Origin of the sequence: Flavobacterium enshiense (genome assembly GCF_040750275.1) — a bacterium.
In the GTDB taxonomy this organism is placed as follows: Bacteria; Bacteroidota; Bacteroidia; order Flavobacteriales; family Flavobacteriaceae; genus Flavobacterium; species Flavobacterium enshiense_B.
Map to the genome: position 1 here is coordinate 1 of NZ_JBDOCV010000011.1, position 17,724 is coordinate 17,724.

At 29.2% G+C, this 17,724-nt stretch carries 22 protein-coding genes; all 22 read left to right on the forward strand.

All coding sequences use genetic code 11. The features are described from left to right. Positions 1-68 precede the first annotated feature (68 nt). The 22 genes from ABGT15_RS12930 to ABGT15_RS13035 all read left to right on the forward strand — a co-directional run bounded on the left by ABGT15_RS12930 (position 69) and on the right by ABGT15_RS13035 (position 17,563). Entirely contained in the window at positions 69-974 is a 906-nt protein-coding gene (locus tag ABGT15_RS12930; RefSeq protein WP_367231870.1) for a tetratricopeptide repeat protein, read from the forward strand. A 216-nt stretch (positions 975-1,190) separates the two neighbouring features. Then, positions 1,191-1,607, forward strand: coding sequence for a hypothetical protein (locus ABGT15_RS12935; RefSeq protein ID WP_367231871.1), 417 nt, complete (start codon positions 1,191-1,193; stop codon positions 1,605-1,607). A gap of 254 nt (positions 1,608-1,861) precedes the next feature. Further along, positions 1,862-2,341: a hypothetical protein gene (locus tag ABGT15_RS12940; protein ID WP_367231872.1), complete on the forward strand. Its 480-nt coding sequence runs from the start codon at positions 1,862-1,864 to the stop codon at positions 2,339-2,341. Positions 2,342-2,545: 204 nt separating this feature from the next. After that, on the forward strand, positions 2,546-3,691 hold the full coding sequence (locus ABGT15_RS12945; RefSeq protein ID WP_367231873.1) for a hypothetical protein: 1,146 nt from the start codon (positions 2,546-2,548) through the stop codon (positions 3,689-3,691). 202 nt (positions 3,692-3,893) lie between these two features. Beyond that, complete coding sequence (locus tag ABGT15_RS12950; RefSeq protein WP_367231874.1) at positions 3,894-5,021, forward strand: hypothetical protein; 1,128 nt, start codon at positions 3,894-3,896, stop codon at positions 5,019-5,021. 221 nt (positions 5,022-5,242) lie between these two features. Further along, complete coding sequence (locus tag ABGT15_RS12955; RefSeq protein WP_367231875.1) at positions 5,243-5,479, forward strand: hypothetical protein; 237 nt, start codon at positions 5,243-5,245, stop codon at positions 5,477-5,479. Further along, a complete protein-coding gene (locus tag ABGT15_RS12960; protein WP_367231876.1) occupies positions 5,476-5,874 on the forward strand; it encodes a hypothetical protein in 399 nt (132 codons plus the stop codon). Before ABGT15_RS12955 ends, ABGT15_RS12960 begins: the two co-directional genes overlap by 4 nt. Before the next feature lie 204 nt (positions 5,875-6,078). After that, positions 6,079-6,549 carry a hypothetical protein gene (locus ABGT15_RS12965; RefSeq protein ID WP_367231877.1) on the forward strand — a complete coding sequence of 157 codons (471 nt, stop codon included), beginning with the start codon at positions 6,079-6,081 and terminating at the stop codon, positions 6,547-6,549. Positions 6,550-6,765: 216 nt separating this feature from the next. Next, positions 6,766-7,143 (forward strand): hypothetical protein, encoded by a 378-nt coding sequence (locus tag ABGT15_RS12970; RefSeq protein ID WP_367231878.1) that lies wholly within the window; start codon positions 6,766-6,768, stop codon positions 7,141-7,143. 679 nt (positions 7,144-7,822) lie between these two features. Next, positions 7,823-8,431 (forward strand): hypothetical protein, encoded by a 609-nt coding sequence (locus ABGT15_RS12975; protein WP_367231879.1) that lies wholly within the window; start codon positions 7,823-7,825, stop codon positions 8,429-8,431. A 648-nt stretch (positions 8,432-9,079) separates the two neighbouring features. Then, positions 9,080-9,727, forward strand: a complete 648-nt coding sequence (locus ABGT15_RS12980; protein WP_367231880.1) for a hypothetical protein — start codon at positions 9,080-9,082, stop codon at positions 9,725-9,727. Positions 9,728-9,746: 19 nt separating this feature from the next. After that, entirely contained in the window at positions 9,747-10,526 is a 780-nt protein-coding gene (locus ABGT15_RS12985; RefSeq protein WP_367231881.1) for a hypothetical protein, read from the forward strand. A gap of 200 nt (positions 10,527-10,726) precedes the next feature. Next, positions 10,727-11,092: a hypothetical protein gene (locus ABGT15_RS12990; protein WP_367231882.1), complete on the forward strand. Its 366-nt coding sequence runs from the start codon at positions 10,727-10,729 to the stop codon at positions 11,090-11,092. Positions 11,093-11,242: 150 nt separating this feature from the next. Further along, positions 11,243-11,707: a hypothetical protein gene (locus tag ABGT15_RS12995; RefSeq protein ID WP_367231883.1), complete on the forward strand. Its 465-nt coding sequence runs from the start codon at positions 11,243-11,245 to the stop codon at positions 11,705-11,707. A gap of 185 nt (positions 11,708-11,892) precedes the next feature. After that, entirely contained in the window at positions 11,893-12,426 is a 534-nt protein-coding gene (locus ABGT15_RS13000) for a hypothetical protein (RefSeq protein WP_367231884.1), read from the forward strand. 200 nt (positions 12,427-12,626) lie between these two features. Beyond that, positions 12,627-13,100, forward strand: coding sequence for a hypothetical protein (locus tag ABGT15_RS13005; protein WP_367231885.1), 474 nt, complete (start codon positions 12,627-12,629; stop codon positions 13,098-13,100). 241 nt (positions 13,101-13,341) lie between these two features. Next, positions 13,342-13,956 (forward strand): DUF4240 domain-containing protein, encoded by a 615-nt coding sequence (locus ABGT15_RS13010; protein ID WP_367231886.1) that lies wholly within the window; start codon positions 13,342-13,344, stop codon positions 13,954-13,956. Between the two features lie 250 nt (positions 13,957-14,206). Then, on the forward strand, positions 14,207-14,446 hold the full coding sequence (locus ABGT15_RS13015) for a hypothetical protein (protein ID WP_023577713.1): 240 nt from the start codon (positions 14,207-14,209) through the stop codon (positions 14,444-14,446). Continuing rightward, positions 14,430-14,735 carry a type II toxin-antitoxin system RelE/ParE family toxin gene (locus ABGT15_RS13020; RefSeq protein ID WP_367231887.1) on the forward strand — a complete coding sequence of 102 codons (306 nt, stop codon included), beginning with the start codon at positions 14,430-14,432 and terminating at the stop codon, positions 14,733-14,735. Before ABGT15_RS13015 ends, ABGT15_RS13020 begins: the two co-directional genes overlap by 17 nt. Positions 14,736-15,517: 782 nt before the next feature. Continuing rightward, positions 15,518-16,132 carry a hypothetical protein gene (locus ABGT15_RS13025; RefSeq protein WP_367231888.1) on the forward strand — a complete coding sequence of 205 codons (615 nt, stop codon included), beginning with the start codon at positions 15,518-15,520 and terminating at the stop codon, positions 16,130-16,132. A gap of 103 nt (positions 16,133-16,235) precedes the next feature. Beyond that, complete coding sequence (locus ABGT15_RS13030; RefSeq protein ID WP_367231889.1) at positions 16,236-16,724, forward strand: c-type cytochrome; 489 nt, start codon at positions 16,236-16,238, stop codon at positions 16,722-16,724. A gap of 161 nt (positions 16,725-16,885) precedes the next feature. Next, a complete protein-coding gene (locus tag ABGT15_RS13035; RefSeq protein WP_367231890.1) occupies positions 16,886-17,563 on the forward strand; it encodes a tetratricopeptide repeat protein in 678 nt (225 codons plus the stop codon). Positions 17,564-17,724 lie beyond the last annotated feature (161 nt).

The following is a 17,724-nucleotide window of genomic DNA, read 5'->3' on the forward strand; positions in this document are numbered from 1 at the left end:
TTTCAAGCCGAAAAACGTTAGTGGTAATTTTCCCGTAACCTGAGAAAATATTAATTAAAATTTAAAAAATGAGAATATTATATTTATTTATATTATTAAATTCTTTGTGCTTCGGTCAAAACAAAGAAAATGAATTTAAAGCCGAATATTATTATAGTAAAGCATTCAAAATATTAAATAATACAACTCACAATGCCTTATCAGAAGAACTTTCATTTGAAGCATTAGAATATTCCAACAAAGCAATTGAGTTAAATTCAAAAAACTCAAAATATTTTAGAGTTAGAGGTACAACTTATTTTCACTTGAAAAATTATGATTTAGCATTAAGCAACCATGATGAAGCAATAAAAATTGATTCAACAAATTCACTTGCATGGATGGGTCGAGCGATAGTTTTTGAAAATACTCAAAGATTTGAGCTCGCTGAAAAAAGCTATATAAAAGCTTTGGAATTTGACAAAGATTCATCAACCATAATCTATAATTTAGGTTTACTTTATAGTAAATGGAAAAAATTTGATTTATCAATATTATATTATGATAAAGCTGTAAAATTAGACCCAAAATACACTAGTGCATATATTAATCGTGGTGAAATTAAACTAAAATTAGGAATGTATGAAGATGCAATTTTAGATTTTAATAATGCTATATCTTTAGATTCAGTAGATAAAGTGTCTTATAACAATAGAGGCCTTTGCAAGTTTTATTTAAAAGACTATCAAAATGCAATTCTAGATTTTGAAAAAGCATTAAACATAAATCTTGGTAAATCATTTGATGAAAATTTTGATACTGACAAATACTCATATAACAATATGGCAAATTCATATTTTCAAATAGGAAACATTGAAAAAGCATGTGAATTTTGGAATATTGCAATCCAAAAGGGTTATGTGTATAAAACAGAATGGAAAGAAACATACAACATTGAAGACCCAAATGAACTAATTAAAAAATATTGCAAATAATAAAAACTACCACTAACAGCGGTTTTGTGAAAGCGGGGCTTGGGTGTGTATCGGGAAGAGCTGGTGTTTGCACACCTCTCCTATTTTTGAGCTTTTTTCTTTCAAACTTTTCGGTATATTTGTAAGCATCAGTAATAAAAATCCCCGCCTGACACAAAGCCGGCGGGACGTTGTACACAATGTTGGACCAACAAAATCCTAAAATAAGATTAACAAATGAAAACAAATTTTGAAAAATTAATAGAAACTAAACATATGTTAGAATGGTTTTCTGACGAACCGTTTGAAGAGATAACTTCTACCATTGAGGAGATGTTTATCAAACAATCTCCAAATACTAAAATGCTTAGTTTTGAGATAACAAGTAACCCTCAATGGCTTACTGGAAGCAGAAAATCTGAAAATAATGATAATGTAATTTTAGTAAGAAGTGGCATAGCGGTTACTTGTAATTTTACACTTGAGAATAACGATAACATCTATGATCTTAATGGCGTTTTTACTTGGGTTGGGACAAATTTAGACAGTAATCCTATAACTAATATGTGGATGGATTTAGATGGAACTTTAGAAGAATTTGGACAAGAAGGAATGTTAAAAGAGAGAATCTATGAGTTAGATTCTATAGAATAAAAATAATGTTGCTAGAGAAACACTGTGTACAACAGCGGTTTTGTGCAAGCGAGGGTTTTGGAATTTATCGGTAAAGGCTTGGTGTTTGCATTTTCTTCTCCGAAGTGAGGTTTTTTCTTTCAAACTTTTCGGTATATTTGTAAACATCAGTAACAAAAATCCCCGCCTTCATAAAGCCGGCGGGACGTTAGCCGTAATTTTGAAAAAAACGCGAAATATTAACGCCATGTAAAACTTATTTAAGCAATTAAATTATGATAAAGATTCTCCTTAACTTTTTTGTTTACGCCATTTTAGTTCTAACACTACAAAATTGTAACACAAAAACTAAAAAAACAAATTCAACAATTGATGAAGTAGAAAATCTAAATAATGAAAAGGATTTAGAACATGGTTTTGCTACTATTGATTTTAAAAAAACTGAAAAAGAAAAAACATATGATGCTGTATTAAATTATTATCCAAGAATAAATAAAAATAGCCAAATTTTGCTCTGTCTATCTGATAAAGTTAAATCAGATTTTAGTAATGTGGAAAAAGTGAAATATGATACTATAATTGTAAAAAATGGTAGATTTCCAATAGTTTTTGGAAAAAATGGGCCAAAAATAATTAGAGGTTTTGTTTTAGAAAGATATCCAAAAAATCCTAACGATACTTTGACTGGAAATAAGAAGCCAATTATTTTTTATGAAACAAAAACTTATTTAGAACAAAAATTCAATGTGAAATAATTAAAAAACTACGGCTAACAACGGTTTTATGAAATGTCGGGGGCTTGGTGATTTTTTGTAATGGTAAGTGTTTGTACTTTTCTGTATTAAATTGAGCTTTTTTCTTTCAACTTTTCGGTATATTTGTAAGCAACAATAATAAAAAACCCGCCACTTCATAAAGCCGTGGGACGTTGGCTGTAATGCTAAAAAAACAGACCTTAAATGGAAAACATTATTAAATTTTTAAGTTTATTACTCATAGTAATTCCATCAATAGTTACTTCTCAAAATTTACCTAAAGATTCCCTTTTAGGCCATGTAAAAAAAATACGTGAAAATGTCATTTTTTTAACTGAAAAAGAAAATCCTCAATTTCTTTACAATAACGATTATGGCCATTCAGGATTTATGGGGCCAGAATCAACAATATCAAAATTTTTCAATATGTGGTATAGTTCTAACCTTTGTTACTACATAAATTATGAAAGACACTATGATGAAAACAGAAAAATAACTAATGAGATTTGGTTCGGTAAAAAAGATAACTTTATACATTCTTACAGATATCTTTATGACAAAAAAAATAGATTGATTAGCTCTATTGATTCAACTGCTCATTCAATTTACACAAAGAATCATTATTTCAACGAATATGGTGAATATGTTGATGAAAACATTATTTCTGAGAATATTCAAACTAATTACTTTTCTCATTATTATAATAAATATAAAAACGGAAAAGTAATTCGTTCAAAAAGTTTCGATGAGAATGGGTTTGTTGATGAATATATCAATCACTACAATGACAAAGGAAAAATAGCATACAAAATCTGTAAGAACCCAAGTACATGGAAAAAACTGGAAGGTAACTCTTGGTCACTAGGCGTTCATGATTCTGTTGGTCAACCTTATAAGAATATGGAATTTGATTATGATGAGAAAGGAAGGCTTATAAAAAAGAAAGAGTTTGAAATTCAAGAATATACAAACAATATTGTTCCTGGACGTGTAATAACCAACATTTACAAAGATGATCATTTAATTACACAAATTACAGGCAAAAAAGATGATGATCAGTTTACCACTTATTATAATTATAGATATGATAAATATGGGAGATTAACTGAAAAATATTGTTGTAATAAAGACATTTCAAAGGCTGGAATAATTGAAAAATACACATACACAAATGATAAAATAACCCGATTGAATTACAGTCACATAGAGCCATCTGAAAAACCAAAAAGGGTCAATTATAAAGTTTCATATTCATACAAATACGACCACAATAATAACTGGACAGAAATATTAAAAACAGTAAACGGCGTAAAACTGTATAAATGGGTTAGAGAAATTGAATATTACTAAATTAAAGCACTACAGCCAACAGCGGTTTTGTGCAAGTGGGGTTTTAGGGATTTATCGGTAATGGTCAGTGTTTGCATTTTCTTCTTCGAAGTGAGATTTTTTCTTTCAAACTTTTCGGTATATTTGTAAACATCAGTAATAAAAATCCTCACCTGACACAAAGCCGGCGGGACGTTGGCAGTAATGCGAAAAACTATACCTAATGAGATTTCGAGTAATATTACTTATAATTATAACAATTCCTTTAATAGGTTTTTCACAAAAACTTCCTAAAGATTCACTTTTTGGAAGTATTAAAAAAATAAGAGAAAAAGTAATTTTTCTAACAAAAAAAGAAAACCCTCAAATAATTTATGAAAGTGATTATGGTCATATGGGGTTTCAAGGGCCTGAAAAAACCATCTCAATATTTAATAGTTATTGGTATTCAGACCATCTTTGCTATTACATTAATTATGAAAGACACTTTAACAAAGATGGCAAGATAGCAAAAGATATTTGGTATGGAAAAAATGATGTTCCTTTCAACTCGTATAGATATACATATGACAAAAAAGGGAGAATAAACACTATGATTGATTCATCTATGATAGAAAATATTGCTGTAACAAAAAAACATTATTATGAACAATGGGAAAACAGCGATTTTCTTAAGAAAAATATTATTCATCTTGACTATAATTTTTTCACGATGTATACTATCGAATATGTAAAAGGGAAAAAAGTAAAATCCCAACAATACAATGATGAGGGAATAATTTTGGACACGATTTTCAAATATAATGATATCGGAAAACTAGACAATTATATATCCAAACGTAGAAAGTGGTCGTCAGAGACAAATAGTGTCAGGTATGAGTCAAGAAAAAAAATTTATGAATATGATATAAAAAATAGGCTTATTGGAATTTATACTTCTAGTCCTTTTTTCGACAATGAAATCAGTAAAGAACAATATAAAAACAAACAATTCGAATATGACGGAAATAATCTAAAAACTGAAATATCTTTTATAAGCGATAGAAAAAAATTGAAAGAAGTATACATCAATTACATATATGATAAAAGTAATCGATTAATTAAAAGATATTCCTTTGACAAGGATATTTCAAAAGCTTCAACAATATTGGAATACACCTATAAAAAGGATAAGATTGCCAAATTGAATTTTAGTCAAGAAGAATATAATGAAAATAACAATAAATATCTAAAAAAGTACACCATTTTATATAAATACAAATATGATAACTACAATAATTGGATTGAAATCATAAAAACAGTGGATGGAATTGATTTATATAAATGGATTAGAGAAATTGAATACTATTAAGCTCATAAGCACTACTGCCAACAGCGGTTTTATAAAATGGCTGGTTTAGTGCTTAATGGAACGATCCAGCTTTAAAATCTTTGCTTCAATTTTACTTTTTCTCTTTAAACTTTTCAGTTATATTTGTAAACATCAGTAACAAAATTTCCGCCACTTTATAAAGCCGGCGGGACGTTAGCAGTGATTTTAAAAAAACAAGGCGGTATTTGACTTAACGGCCCATGAAAACAATTCAAGAAACTGAAACAACAACTTTATTATTCTTTTTAGCAGTAATTCTTATTGTATTATTTCTATTTTACAAATCAGACACTAAAGAGATAAAAAGCCCTAAAAGGAATTATGATAACAATGATTCTATTTCTAAAATGTATTCTTGGAGAGTTTATGCAATGGGAATAATTGCATTACTATTTTTTGCTGCCGAACTAATTAATAGATTAGTAAAACATTTATGAAAAACACAATTAAAATAATAAGTCCCATCTTATTCCTTTTGATGATTTTTGTTTATTTAAATTATTTCTCAAGCTATGTTTTTCCTTGGCAAAAGGAAGATGCAATTCAAACAACACTAAATTGGGGTGGATTAGCAAAACTACCAAATAACATAGAAAATTTAAAAGTTCAAAAAGAAGGAACCCTTTTTACTCGTACTTTTATTATTGAATTTTCAACAAACAAAAATGAAGTTGAAAATTGGATAGCAAATAGCAAGAGATTAAAAAGTAATATCCCAAAACTTCGTAGAAAAAATAAGATTTATGATGTATATCCAGGAGAAAATGAGTCATTTGGAGGTACAGTAAAAATCGAAGGAAATAATGTTTCAATTAAAATGAGTTGGAGTTAAAATCAAAAACCACTGCTAACAGGGGTTTTATGCAAGTGGGGTTTAGGATATATTTGGAAAGGTCAGTGTTTGCATTTTCTTCTCCGAAGTGAGGTTTTTTCTTTCAAACTTTTCGGTATATTTGTAAACATCAGTAATAAAAATCCCCACCGGCATAAAGCCCCGGGACGTTAGGCGCTATTGGACTTGACGAAATGGAAACTAATGAAAGTAAAACATAAAATTTATTTTGATAATCAATCGATTATATTATTTTCCTTCATAATATTTGCGGGATTGATACTAGGATTTTTATTTTTCCTCCTAGATTTTCCTTTTTCAATAATAGGAATACTAATTATTTTATTTCTTTTACGTAAAATCAATCATGTTATTTGTATTGATGATAAACTACATATCTTATCTCCTTTTCTAATTCCTAAAAAAATTGATTTTTCAAATTTTAATAAAATAAAATGCGAAATAGTTGGGATGGGAAGAAGTAGAGAAATCTTAATTTACGTTTATTATCAAAAGGAGGGAAAAATTGAGAAAGCAATCCTAACAAACTATAGAATATTTGGCAAAGAAAAAATAGTAAATCTTCTTAACTTTTTAGAATCTGAAAAAATAGATATCGAGAGTTTTAAAATGTTGAATATAGAATATCAAGGGAAAAAATTTGCAATAAAATAATAACAGCGCCTAACAGCGGTTTTGTGCAAGCGAGGTTTTGGGATTTATCGGTAAAGGCTTGGTGTTTGTATTTTCTTCTTTTTTTTGGGCTTTTTCCTTTAAAACTTTTCGGTATATTTGTAAGCATCAGTAATAAAAATCCTCGCCTGACACAAAGCCGGCGGGACGTTAACGGCAAGTTTGCGCCAAAAAAACCGTAGAAAAAATCGTAACCAAATGAAGAAAATAATAATTAGTATATTAATAACTGTAGTTGTCTTTTTTGGTTTTATTGGTTGGGGACTTTACTTAATGGAAATTGAAGACCATTATGGCGACCTTCAAGAAATTTATTTTGAATCTCAAAGCGGTGATTTAATAATTAACAATGAAACCAAAAAAATTGGTATCATAACAAAGAATTGGAAAAGAGCGGATGTAATAACTCAACAAAAAGACACTTTAGATTTACATGATTTAATTTATATAAACGGTAAAGAAAATAAATACGAAGTTTTTAGGCCAAAAACTGAACTCAATTTTCAAGAATTAGATTATGAAAAATTGATAAACTTTAAGCAAAAAGGAACGATTAAATCTATCGTAAAAAATTAATTTGAAAATCTTTAAAAATATAAAACCAGCCGTTAACAGCGGTTTTGTGAAATGGCGGGTTTAGGGATTTATTTGTAATGGTCAGTGAATATTTTTCTTTCTCCGAAATAAGTTTTTTCTCTCTAACTTTTCGGTATATTTGTAAACATCAGTAACAAAGAACTGCCACTTCACAAAGCCGGCGGGACGTTATAATGGATGGCTCCCCGTGCGAACCGAAACCGGACGCTAAAAGGTTTTGGTTTAAAATTTTCAAAAAACTTTATGGAATAATTTTACGGAAAATCTAAACGAAAATATCTCTGAAAATTCTACGTGGAATTACTTTGTAGAATTACTTTGTAGAATTACTTTGTAGAATTACTTTGCGAAAATTTACACCGCAATAACTTCGTGGAAATAATGCGAAAACCAAAACGCAAAAATGAGAACTGAAAAACATTACGCAATCGGAATGTATAAATATTGTGGTTACTATGTGTGCCAATTTTGTGTGTCGCAACCCATTATAACACCGGTTTAAAACAATGGCAACGTTCGGGATTTATCGGCAAACTTTTGTGAATAATTTTCAATCTTCGATTTGAAGCTTTTTCTTTCAAAATTTTCGGTATATTTGTTTTCGGCGGTGACAAAAATTTGCCACTGTTTCAAGCCGAAAAACGTTAGCAGTTATTTTATGAAAGACGTTATAAATAAAAGACAATTAATCATTTACGAAAAATATAACGGTGATGTTGATGGTTTATTAAGAGTAAACGAAAAGTCAGAAATTGAAGTTTTTGAAAATCAAATTGATATCATTTGGAGCGTCATCACAAATAAACTTCAAGACATAAAACTTATTAATGAAAAACTTTGCTCTAAAGAATATTCCATAAATAGTTTGAGAGATTTAAAAGAAGTTTGCGACGAAGAGACTTACGAAGTTTTTATGTCAAAAATATTTGATTATGAAAGTTTTAAAAAAGTATCCAAACTTTTGAGAATCATAAAAGACAAGCTAAATTCAGAAACCGATATTGTTTGGACAAGATTTGATAACCCAGAAACATTAAAAGCCAAAATAATTCATGATATTGAAAAAATCGAACTTTGTGATTACGAAACATTAGAAAAAGTTAAAGAGGAATTTTTACCAACTTGCACTTATCAAGAATTATCTATATCAAATGGTTGGGGTGATGAATATTTAGAAATTGCATCTAAATTTGATTCCCTATATTCAAAAATCAACAAAGAGAAAGAAAATATTATAAGTGAGAAAAAATGGTGGAAGTTTTGGTAAAAACAACTGCTAACAGCGGTTTTGTGAAATGGCGGGTTTAGGGATTTATTTGTAATGGTCAGTGAATATTTTTCTTTCTCCGAAATAAGTTTTTTCTCTCTAACTTTTCGGTATATTTGTAAACATCAGTAACAAAAAACCGCCACTTCACAAAGCCGGCGGGACGTTATGCACAAGTGAAAAGACTGTGTAAATAAAAAATGTTTTTCTTTGATTCTACCACTTACATACATTCAAGATGAAAGTACAAAAACGTTAGTGTTTTATGTGTTACTATCTTTAATTCTATTTTTTCTGGTAACAAGATGGATAATATTTAATAAAAAAAGTGCTGAAAAAAATCGTGAAAATTATTACGGATTCTTTACTGACTTCAGATTATATGGTATTCTTGTTATTCTATTAATAGGATTATTTGCAACGATTACTGAACTAATGAAAAGATTAACATAAAGTTTACTGGAAATTATACCTGTGCATAACAACGGTTTGGCACAATAGCTCTACTCTTCTTCGGTTGAAAATCCGCTGGATTTTCAACTTGGCGTTTTCATAAGAACTTTTTTCGTAAATTAGCCGCTACTGCGCCAAGCCGCGAAACGTTACAAGCAATCATTCGCCAACAGAAACTTTAACAAGAAAAACAACATGAGTCAATCAAAAGTTACGATTAAAGGTACAGGACAATTAAATGGCCCAAAAGTAATTAACAAAACTGTAGAAATGGACACTTCAATGGCTAAAGAATTTACAGGAGGTAATCGATACCAAGTGATAGAGGCTTTTGTCAACAAACATTATCCAGGAGTACAAATAAATCCAAAAAATATTGGTGTTAATGTTGTACCTATAAAATCAGCATCTGAAAAAAACACAAAAAAAGAAACAACTTCCAATTCAAAAAACACAAAAGATTCAGAAAAATCATCCTCAACAAAAAATATTGCAAAAGGAGCAGCATTAGCAGTTGGCGGTTTACTATTAAGTGATGATAATAATGAAGAAAAAAACGAATTCGATTTAAACCAAGAAAAGGAAAAAATTGAATTAGAATATTTCAAAAAACAAAAAGAAATTGAACATCAAAATCAACTTTTAGTAAATAAACAAAAACTAAAGGCTGAAAAATTAAATGTTTTAAAAACGAATTTTGAAAATGGTGGAAATAAATTTGAATACTATTTTATGAGAACTTGGACACACTGTGATAATTGGTGGAAAAAAGGATTATTTATTTATTTTATTCTTTTTATAATCAGTATTTTTATTCAAGGCATATCTTCAATATTAAATTAAAAAATTATAAGTTTATTATATGGCAATTTTTGAAGGAACAACAAAAGAGTTTATAAAGTTTATTGGTGGATATTCAAGAAATAAAGTCCAATACATTTCAAGAAAACATCGAAAAAAAACTGGGAAATGCGAAGAATGCAATTCTAGAACAAAAAAATTAGACGCAGCACATATCAAAGGAAAAGAAAGACCTATATTGATTTTCAATATTTTAAATAATTATTTTATTGATAACAACAAAACCATTAGAATAGATTTACAAGAATTTGAAGATATTTTTGTAGAAGCACATGAACCAATTGAAAACACAATTCGAATTCTTTGTAAAGATTGCCATAGAGAATATGATAGTAAAAATTCGGTGTTGTCATCGGTTGATGAAAATAATGATGAACAATCCATTGAAGAAAAAGAAATTGAAATCATTGATAATTTACTAAACAGTTCGAAAATAAATAAAAGTTTAGCTATTCAACTTATTAACGATAAAAGCAATCTTTCCTTAAATAATCAAAACTCAATTTTTTCAAACCAAAATAATTCAGTTAATGTTTGGTGGTTAGAACCTAATAATACAAAATTTGATTCAGAAATGAATATCATTTTAAATGATTCGAATGATTGTAGTTTATATCATTTTAAAATTCCTGCAAATTTAATTGCAAATCCAGTAATATTGTTTGAACAAAGAAAAGAAAGAGAAGCTTCCAAAATAATAATACCAATTTCAAAGACAGTATTTAAAGATAAAAATGGTTTTGATTTTAAACCTTATTTAATAGATAAACATAATTATTAAATTATGACTGCTTGTAACAGCGGTTTGGCGCAATAGCTAATTTACAATTAATATCACGTTCGATTTTCCGCTGGAAAATCTTATCTTAGCAAGAAATAATACGTTTCACGCAGCCGCTACTGCGCCAAGCCGCGGAACGTTAGCTACAACCTTAGAAAAAACTGTCGTCCTAAAACTAGGTTGACTAAAAATTAAAACTATTGAGCAGAAAAACTAAACTTTTCATATTCATTACAATTTCTGTATTGATAATATTCTTCTTAAATTACAAGATAAGAACTGATATAAGTTATCACGCAGGAAAAGATGGTGGTTATTTTAAAAGACTAGAATCAGTTATCATTCTAAGCGTTTTATTTTACATTACAATAAGTAAAAAAATGAGAGCATTATATGGTCTTATTGGATTTGTAATTTCAATTCTATCATCGTTTCTTGGATTGCTTATTTCAAGTGTTTTACCGGCAAATTTATTTGGAGATACAATTATGCATTTAATTGTATTTGGAATTTCATACTCTTCATTTTTTGGAATTGAAAAAATAATCGAAAAAGGCTGTAGCTAACAGCGGTTTTAAGAAATTGGGGTTTGGGTGTTTAATGGGACGAGCTTTTTGTATATTTGACTTCAGTCTTAATGGAATGGTTCGGGAACAAAAATCCCCAACTTCTTAAAGCCGGCGGGACGTTATAAGCAAGCCTCAAAAATCGCGCATATGATAATCGGAAATAAAGATGTTTTCGCTTTAGAATTTTATAAAAACGAAAATAATCCGAAAATGGGTTATGGAAAATTATGGATTCAAAATATGTTTTTAGGAACAAAAGAAGACCTAATCTTTTTAAATGGATATTTAATTGGATTGCTTGATGAAATTATTAATTCGCAATCAATTGAGATAAATATTATCGAAAAAGACAAAGAAGAAATATTTGATTTAATAAAATCAACTAACGAAAAACGTTCTGAATACATCGTTCTTGGTTCAACATTTACTGATGATTTTGAAATTTATTCTTTTGAAAAAGAAAATCAAATATTCTTGTTATGGAAGTTAAGAAACGATATTGAAATAATTTTTGATGAACTAAAAAATTATAGCAAAGAAATTCATTTCGTACAAGTTTCTAAAAATGAAGTTCAAAACGTTAAAGAAAAGTTACTTACTGAAATAATTTAGGCCAGCTTATAACAGCGGTTTGGCGCAATAGCTACTAATCAATAAATAACAACATTCGATTTTCCGCTGGAAAATCTTATCTTAGCAAGAAAATAAACGTTTCACGCAGTCGCTACTGCGCCAAGCCGCGGAACGTTATGGGCAAGTTCACAAAACGAGCGTAAAATAGATACTAAATAAGCCAAATGACATTAGAAATTCCATTCAATGTAGATATTTACAAAAGACAAACTAATCTGCAATTAGACTTACAGTGGAACAAAATTTTGAGGAAAAGTAAAAACAATTTATTTTTCTCAATTGGATTATTCCTTTTTGGAGCTTTAGCAATTTATGGAAAGGGAAATGTAGGTTATGTATTTATAATATTTGGAATATATGGTTTCATTCAATTTTACAAAATAAACGCTACATATCAAAAAAGTAAAAAGGATTTTCAAAAAATTGTTAGTGATGAAATTAAAGGACAAATAGAATCTAACGAAAATTCAGTTTGGGAATTTAATGATGAATATTTCAGATACAAAGATTATAAATATGATTCGAAAATTAATTGGGATGCATTTAAATCATACCGAATAATTGAAGACAATATATTCCTCGATTTAAACGTAGGGAATCAATTATCTTACGTAATTGGAAAAGACGAAATTGGAGAGGATTCTTATCGAAAAATAATTAACTTATTGGAGGATAAAATAAAAAGAACCAGCCCATAACAGCGGTTTTGTGCAAGCGGGGGTTTTGGGATTTATTTGTAAAGGCTTGGTGTTTGCATTTCTTCTTTTACTGAACGTTTTTCTTTTAAACTTTTCGGTATATTTGTAAACGTCAGTAACAAAAATCCCCGCCTGACACAAAGCCGGCGGGACGTTAGCGGTAATTTCACAAAAACGAAACTCAAAATATTCAAAAGTGTATGAAAATCAAATTCTTAACAGCTATATTTTTCTTTTTTTGCGCTCAAATATTTGCTCAGAATAACTTTAAAAAAGTTTCGTATGCAAATTTAGACATAGGAGTTCCTCAAAATTATGAATCTGATTCTGAATTTGAAATTAGCAGTAATATTTTCAAAGCAAGATGGAAATATCTAACCGAAAAAACACTCAAAGAAAACTATCAAATTTTTTTTGAAAGAACTGAAGGAGACACAGATGTGAAAATACTTGAAAAAGTAAATTTCATATCAAGCGGAGGAAAATTAACTGGGAAAAAATATTATTTAAAGCATGGTGTTAAAATCAATAACAATGAGAAATTTCACTACGAAATAGTTGCGTATGGTATTGTCAACAATCAACCTTTGATTCTAACAATGTATTTTAAAAATAATCCAAATCAAAATTCTGACTTTAATGATTTAATGAAAAAATTTATACTTTTTAAATAAAGAAACAACCGCTAACAAGGGTTTTGTGAAAGCTGGGCTTGAGGTTGTTCAGCAAAGGTTAGTGTTTGCACTTTTTTCTTCTATTCAAAATTTTTCTTTCAATCTTTTCGGTACATTTGTAAGCATCAGTAACAAATCATCCCAGCCTTCACAAAGCCCCGGGACGTTAGCAGTAATTTTATAAAGACAACGTTAATTGCAATCACTTTTTTAAAGCAATACAAATTCAAAAAACATTGACATGGGAATATTTGACAAACTTTTTGGAAAAAGAGTAACAACAAGAAATTTTGACAAATCACAATTATCTAAATCTGCCGAAATGCTTGACGAAAATATTTATTGGAACATCATAACAACTTCTCTAAAAAAAACTGATAATCAAGACGATCAAGAGCAATCCCTCATTAATGAAATTGAAAAGTTAACTCCAAAAGAAATAATAGGATTTCGATTGAGAACCGATAAATTACTTTATGACACATATAATTCTGAAATATGGTGTGCTGGTTATATAATGAATGGTGGCTGCTCAGATGATTCTTTTGAGTATTTTAGAAACTGGGTAATTTCAAGAGGCAAAGAAACTTATTACAAAGCAAAAGAAAATCCAGACAGCTTAATTTCAGAAGTCAATGGTGACATGGAATATTATGATTTTGAAGGTTTTTGGTATGTTGCTCTAGAAGCATTTAATCGTAAAACTGGTAAAGATCTTTATGATTATATCGACAACGACAATTTTAAAACCAATGAAGGAAATTATCCTCAAATTAATTTTAATTGGGAAGAGGAAGAACCAGAAAGCATGAGAAGAATTTGCCCACAATTATTTGATAAACTTTGGGAAAATTAAAAAAACTACTGCTAACAGCGGTTTTAAGAAATGGCGGGGCTTGGTGTTTAATGGGACGATCGGGATTTAAAATCTTCACTTTGTTTCGTCATTTTCTCTTTGAATTTTTCGGTATATTTGTAAACGTCAGTAATAAAAAAACCGCCACTTCACAAAGCCGTCGGGACGTTGTGCGACAGTTTTTTTAACGAAACGTATAAAGCACATTCAGAATATATTTGTACTTTTGATTTAATAAATCTTTTGGATTATGAATATTGAATTAAACATACAAAATAAAAAACTGGAATTAATCCAATGGCTTTCTACTATAGAAGATTCCTCTATAATTGAAAAAATTATGGAATTGAGAAAACGTGAAAGCAAGGATTGGTGGAATTCGATTTCTGAAAGTGAAAAACAATCCATTGAGAAAGGATTACAAGATGCTGAAGCAGGAAAATTAAATCCACACACAAACGCCAGAAAACTTTATGAAAAATGGTTATAAAATTCTTTGGACTGATTTTGCTCTTAAAGAATTAGGATCTACTATAGAATATCTTGAAGAAAACTGGACGGAAAAAGAATTAAAAAATCTGGCTTCAAAACTTGAAGAAACTCTTAGTTTAATATCTCAAAATCCAGACTTGTTTCAAAAGTCTGAAATCAAGAACAATATTCGCAGAGCCGTTATTCTATCACACAATTCATTGTACTATAGATTTAATAATGACCAAGTCGAAATACTTTCTTTTTTTTCTAATCGTCAAAACCCAAAGAAAAGGAAACTGAAATAAACCGATCGCACAACAGTGGTTTCGAGCAATTGGGGCTTTAAGGCTAAAAATAATGTTGGTTTTGTATTTGTAAACTTAATCTTAAATTGTTAGTTTTGGGAGAACTAATCCCCAACTGCGCGAAGCCACGGGACGTTAGCGGTAATGCAAAAAACGAGATGGTAAAAATGTATTTCAAAATATTAATTAGTTCAATATATACTGCAAAAAATAATGGTCCTATGAGTGACATCTGGAAGTTTGCATCTAACTTTTATTTTGCTGTAGCAACTTCAGTTTATCTATTACTTCTATATCTTATTATAAACAACCATATATTACCAAATTCATTAGGTTTCTTAGTTCTCAAAATATCTCATACGAAACCTTATAATTTTCTTTTAAATTTCGCTATATATTTTGTTCTACCAATAATGTGTTTAAACTATTATGTTGTTTATCGAAATGAAAAATACAAAATGCTAATAAAACTACATGAATCATACAATAATAAAAAAGCATTTTTTATTTATTTTATGTCTACTTTTCTGATAATGTTTTTAATACTTTTCCTTAAAATTTAAAAATAAAAATCAAGAAGTAAAAGCACTACCGCTAACAGCGGTTTTATGCAATGGCGGTTTTGTGTGTGTGTCGGTAAAGGTTGGTGCTTGCATTTCTTCTTTAAAAAGATGTTTCTTCTTCTCTACTTTTAGGTATATTTGTAAACATCAGTAACAAAAATCCGCCACTGACATAAAGCCGGCGGGACGTTAGCTGTAATAATCTCAAAACGTAACGAAATGAAGAGACTAAGCCTTTTTTTAGCAATATTAATATTTGGTTGTTCTCAAAAAGAAAATGAGTTAGAAAGTATTGAGGTTATGTCATATTACTATAACTATGATGGAAGTAAAAAGTTATTCATTGACCTTGATGAATATTCAAAAATCGATGCAATTGGAAATGTAGAAACCATTAAAAGAATAAAACCTTTTGAGCCAAAATATGTCTATTTAAAATCTAATATCGATTCTAAAATAATCTTGGAAATAGCAAAAACTAATAAGTCTAGAAGTGATAAATATTACGAAACAAAAATAGACACAAACACATTGGATTTTTATGATGGCCCAACAATAAGAGTAAAAGCAAAATATAAAAACAATAAGGTCTTAACTTTCACTTATCAAAAAGATGAAACAGATTTGAAATATTCTTCATTTGTAAAAATTCAAAACGTAATTTCTGCAAACTATGACAAAAAGAATTATGTAAATCTTGATTCTGTAAATATTAAAAAAAGTCAAAAAGACTTTGAAAAGTTTGCATTAAGTAAAGACACTTTAAGTTTACCTATGCCTCCAAAACCTATTGATCTTAGTGAGCAAATAAAATTTCCTCCGCCAAGTAAATAAACAAAATTATTACTACAGCTAACAGCGGTTTTAAGAAATTGGGGTTTGGGTGTTTAATGGAACGAGCTTTTTGTATATTTGACTTCAGTCTTAACGGAATGGTTTGGGAACAAAAATCCCCAACTTCTTAAAGCCGGCGGGACGTTGTAGGCAATTTGTAAAAAACAGTAACTTGAAAGCATTCAGGAAATTAACTAACAAAATAATAGTTCTTAGTTGTGTATTTTTATGCTTAACAATCGTAATATTTTGTTTACTATTAATCAATCATTCTAAAAAACCCAAACACGTAGTTGCAGATACTAAAACCAACTTAGAATTTTGTGGCACTAAAAATTCTGAAACTGCAAGTGAAGGGAAAAAGATTTTCAATAATACTTGTACTGCGTGTCATAAATTGGATGCAGATATGACTGGACCTGCGTTGCGAAATGTTGATTCAGTTGTATTTAATAAATGGCTAAATAACAAAGACTACGATATCAACGAAACTAAAACTCAACAATTCGGTATTGATTACCATCTTGATTTATCAAATAAAAATTTCAAAGAATCCGATTTAAAAATGATTTATGCATATATTGGTAAGTAATTCAAACTGCCTACAACAGCGGCTTAGCCGCATTGCTGGTCTAAACTATAAAAGGAGTTTCTTCTTTTATTCATGCTTCGCATTTCATAACATATTTTTACTTAAATTGCCGCAACGACGGCCAAGCCGGTGAACGTTATGCACAATGTTGAAAAAACGAAATGAGACATACAATAATTACAATAGTTATAATTACATTATTTCTTTATAGTTGCAATTTCAAAACTGCGCCTGAATATCTTGTAGAAGCAGAAAAACTTGAGGGAGAGGGAAAATATAAAGAAGCCATTTTATTGCTTGACAAAGCAATATTAAAAGATAAAAAGTTTGTTGACGCATATATCAATCGTGGTGTCGATAAATCAGCATTGGGTGAATATGAAAAAGCAATTGAAGATTATAAAAAAGTTATTGAATTAAACCCAAAAAATACGATGGCATTTTTTAATTTGGGCAATAATTTTAAACAAATAGGAGATTATAAAAAAGCCGCAGAGTTTTATAATAGAGCATTTGACACAAAAGGTGGTGATAGATTTTATGGAGACTTAAGCGAAAATAATTTTGTAGAATTAGGATATGAATATGACGTTCCTGGAAAAATGATACATTACGAAAGAGGAGTTTCAAATGTTTATTTAAACGATTTAGAAAAGGCAAATTTTGACTTTCAAGCCTGTATTCAACAAAATTATAAAACAGCAGAAAGTTATTATTGGATTGGACAAATTTACTTACTGAGAGGACAAAAGAAATTAGCTTGTGAAAATTTCTATAAATCTGAAAAACTCGGTGAAAAACTTGCTAAAGCAGAAATTGAAAAAAACTGTAATAATTAAATAAAAAACACTGTGCATAACAGCGGTTTTAAGCAATTGGGGTTTTGGGGCAAAAAATAATGTTGGTTTTGTATTTGTAAACTTAGTCTTAAATCCTTAGTTTTGGGAATATTAATCCCCAACTGCTTAAAGCCGGCGGGACGTTAGCAGTAATTACACAT

Coding starts and splice junctions, on each gene's coding strand:
- ABGT15_RS12930 (WP_367231870.1), top strand. CDS start 69: ATGAGAATATTATATTTATTTATATTATTAAATTCTTTGTGCTTCGGT.
- ABGT15_RS12955 (WP_367231875.1), top strand. CDS start 5,243: ATGAAAACAATTCAAGAAACTGAAACAACAACTTTATTATTCTTTTTA.
- ABGT15_RS12960 (WP_367231876.1), top strand. CDS start 5,476: ATGAAAAACACAATTAAAATAATAAGTCCCATCTTATTCCTTTTGATG.
- ABGT15_RS13015 (WP_023577713.1), top strand. CDS start 14,207: ATGAATATTGAATTAAACATACAAAATAAAAAACTGGAATTAATCCAA.
- ABGT15_RS12995 (WP_367231883.1), top strand. CDS start 11,243: ATGATAATCGGAAATAAAGATGTTTTCGCTTTAGAATTTTATAAAAAC.
- ABGT15_RS12980 (WP_367231880.1), top strand. CDS start 9,080: ATGAGTCAATCAAAAGTTACGATTAAAGGTACAGGACAATTAAATGGC.
- ABGT15_RS12935 (WP_367231871.1), top strand. CDS start 1,191: ATGAAAACAAATTTTGAAAAATTAATAGAAACTAAACATATGTTAGAA.
- ABGT15_RS12975 (WP_367231879.1), top strand. CDS start 7,823: ATGAAAGACGTTATAAATAAAAGACAATTAATCATTTACGAAAAATAT.
- ABGT15_RS13010 (WP_367231886.1), top strand. CDS start 13,342: ATGGGAATATTTGACAAACTTTTTGGAAAAAGAGTAACAACAAGAAAT.
- ABGT15_RS13005 (WP_367231885.1), top strand. CDS start 12,627: ATGAAAATCAAATTCTTAACAGCTATATTTTTCTTTTTTTGCGCTCAA.
- ABGT15_RS12945 (WP_367231873.1), top strand. CDS start 2,546: ATGGAAAACATTATTAAATTTTTAAGTTTATTACTCATAGTAATTCCA.
- ABGT15_RS12965 (WP_367231877.1), top strand. CDS start 6,079: ATGAAAGTAAAACATAAAATTTATTTTGATAATCAATCGATTATATTA.
- ABGT15_RS13000 (WP_367231884.1), top strand. CDS start 11,893: ATGACATTAGAAATTCCATTCAATGTAGATATTTACAAAAGACAAACT.
- ABGT15_RS13025 (WP_367231888.1), top strand. CDS start 15,518: ATGAAGAGACTAAGCCTTTTTTTAGCAATATTAATATTTGGTTGTTCT.
- ABGT15_RS12970 (WP_367231878.1), top strand. CDS start 6,766: ATGAAGAAAATAATAATTAGTATATTAATAACTGTAGTTGTCTTTTTT.
- ABGT15_RS12950 (WP_367231874.1), top strand. CDS start 3,894: ATGAGATTTCGAGTAATATTACTTATAATTATAACAATTCCTTTAATA.
- ABGT15_RS12940 (WP_367231872.1), top strand. CDS start 1,862: ATGATAAAGATTCTCCTTAACTTTTTTGTTTACGCCATTTTAGTTCTA.
- ABGT15_RS13035 (WP_367231890.1), top strand. CDS start 16,886: ATGAGACATACAATAATTACAATAGTTATAATTACATTATTTCTTTAT.
- ABGT15_RS13020 (WP_367231887.1), top strand. CDS start 14,430: ATGAAAAATGGTTATAAAATTCTTTGGACTGATTTTGCTCTTAAAGAA.
- ABGT15_RS12985 (WP_367231881.1), top strand. CDS start 9,747: ATGGCAATTTTTGAAGGAACAACAAAAGAGTTTATAAAGTTTATTGGT.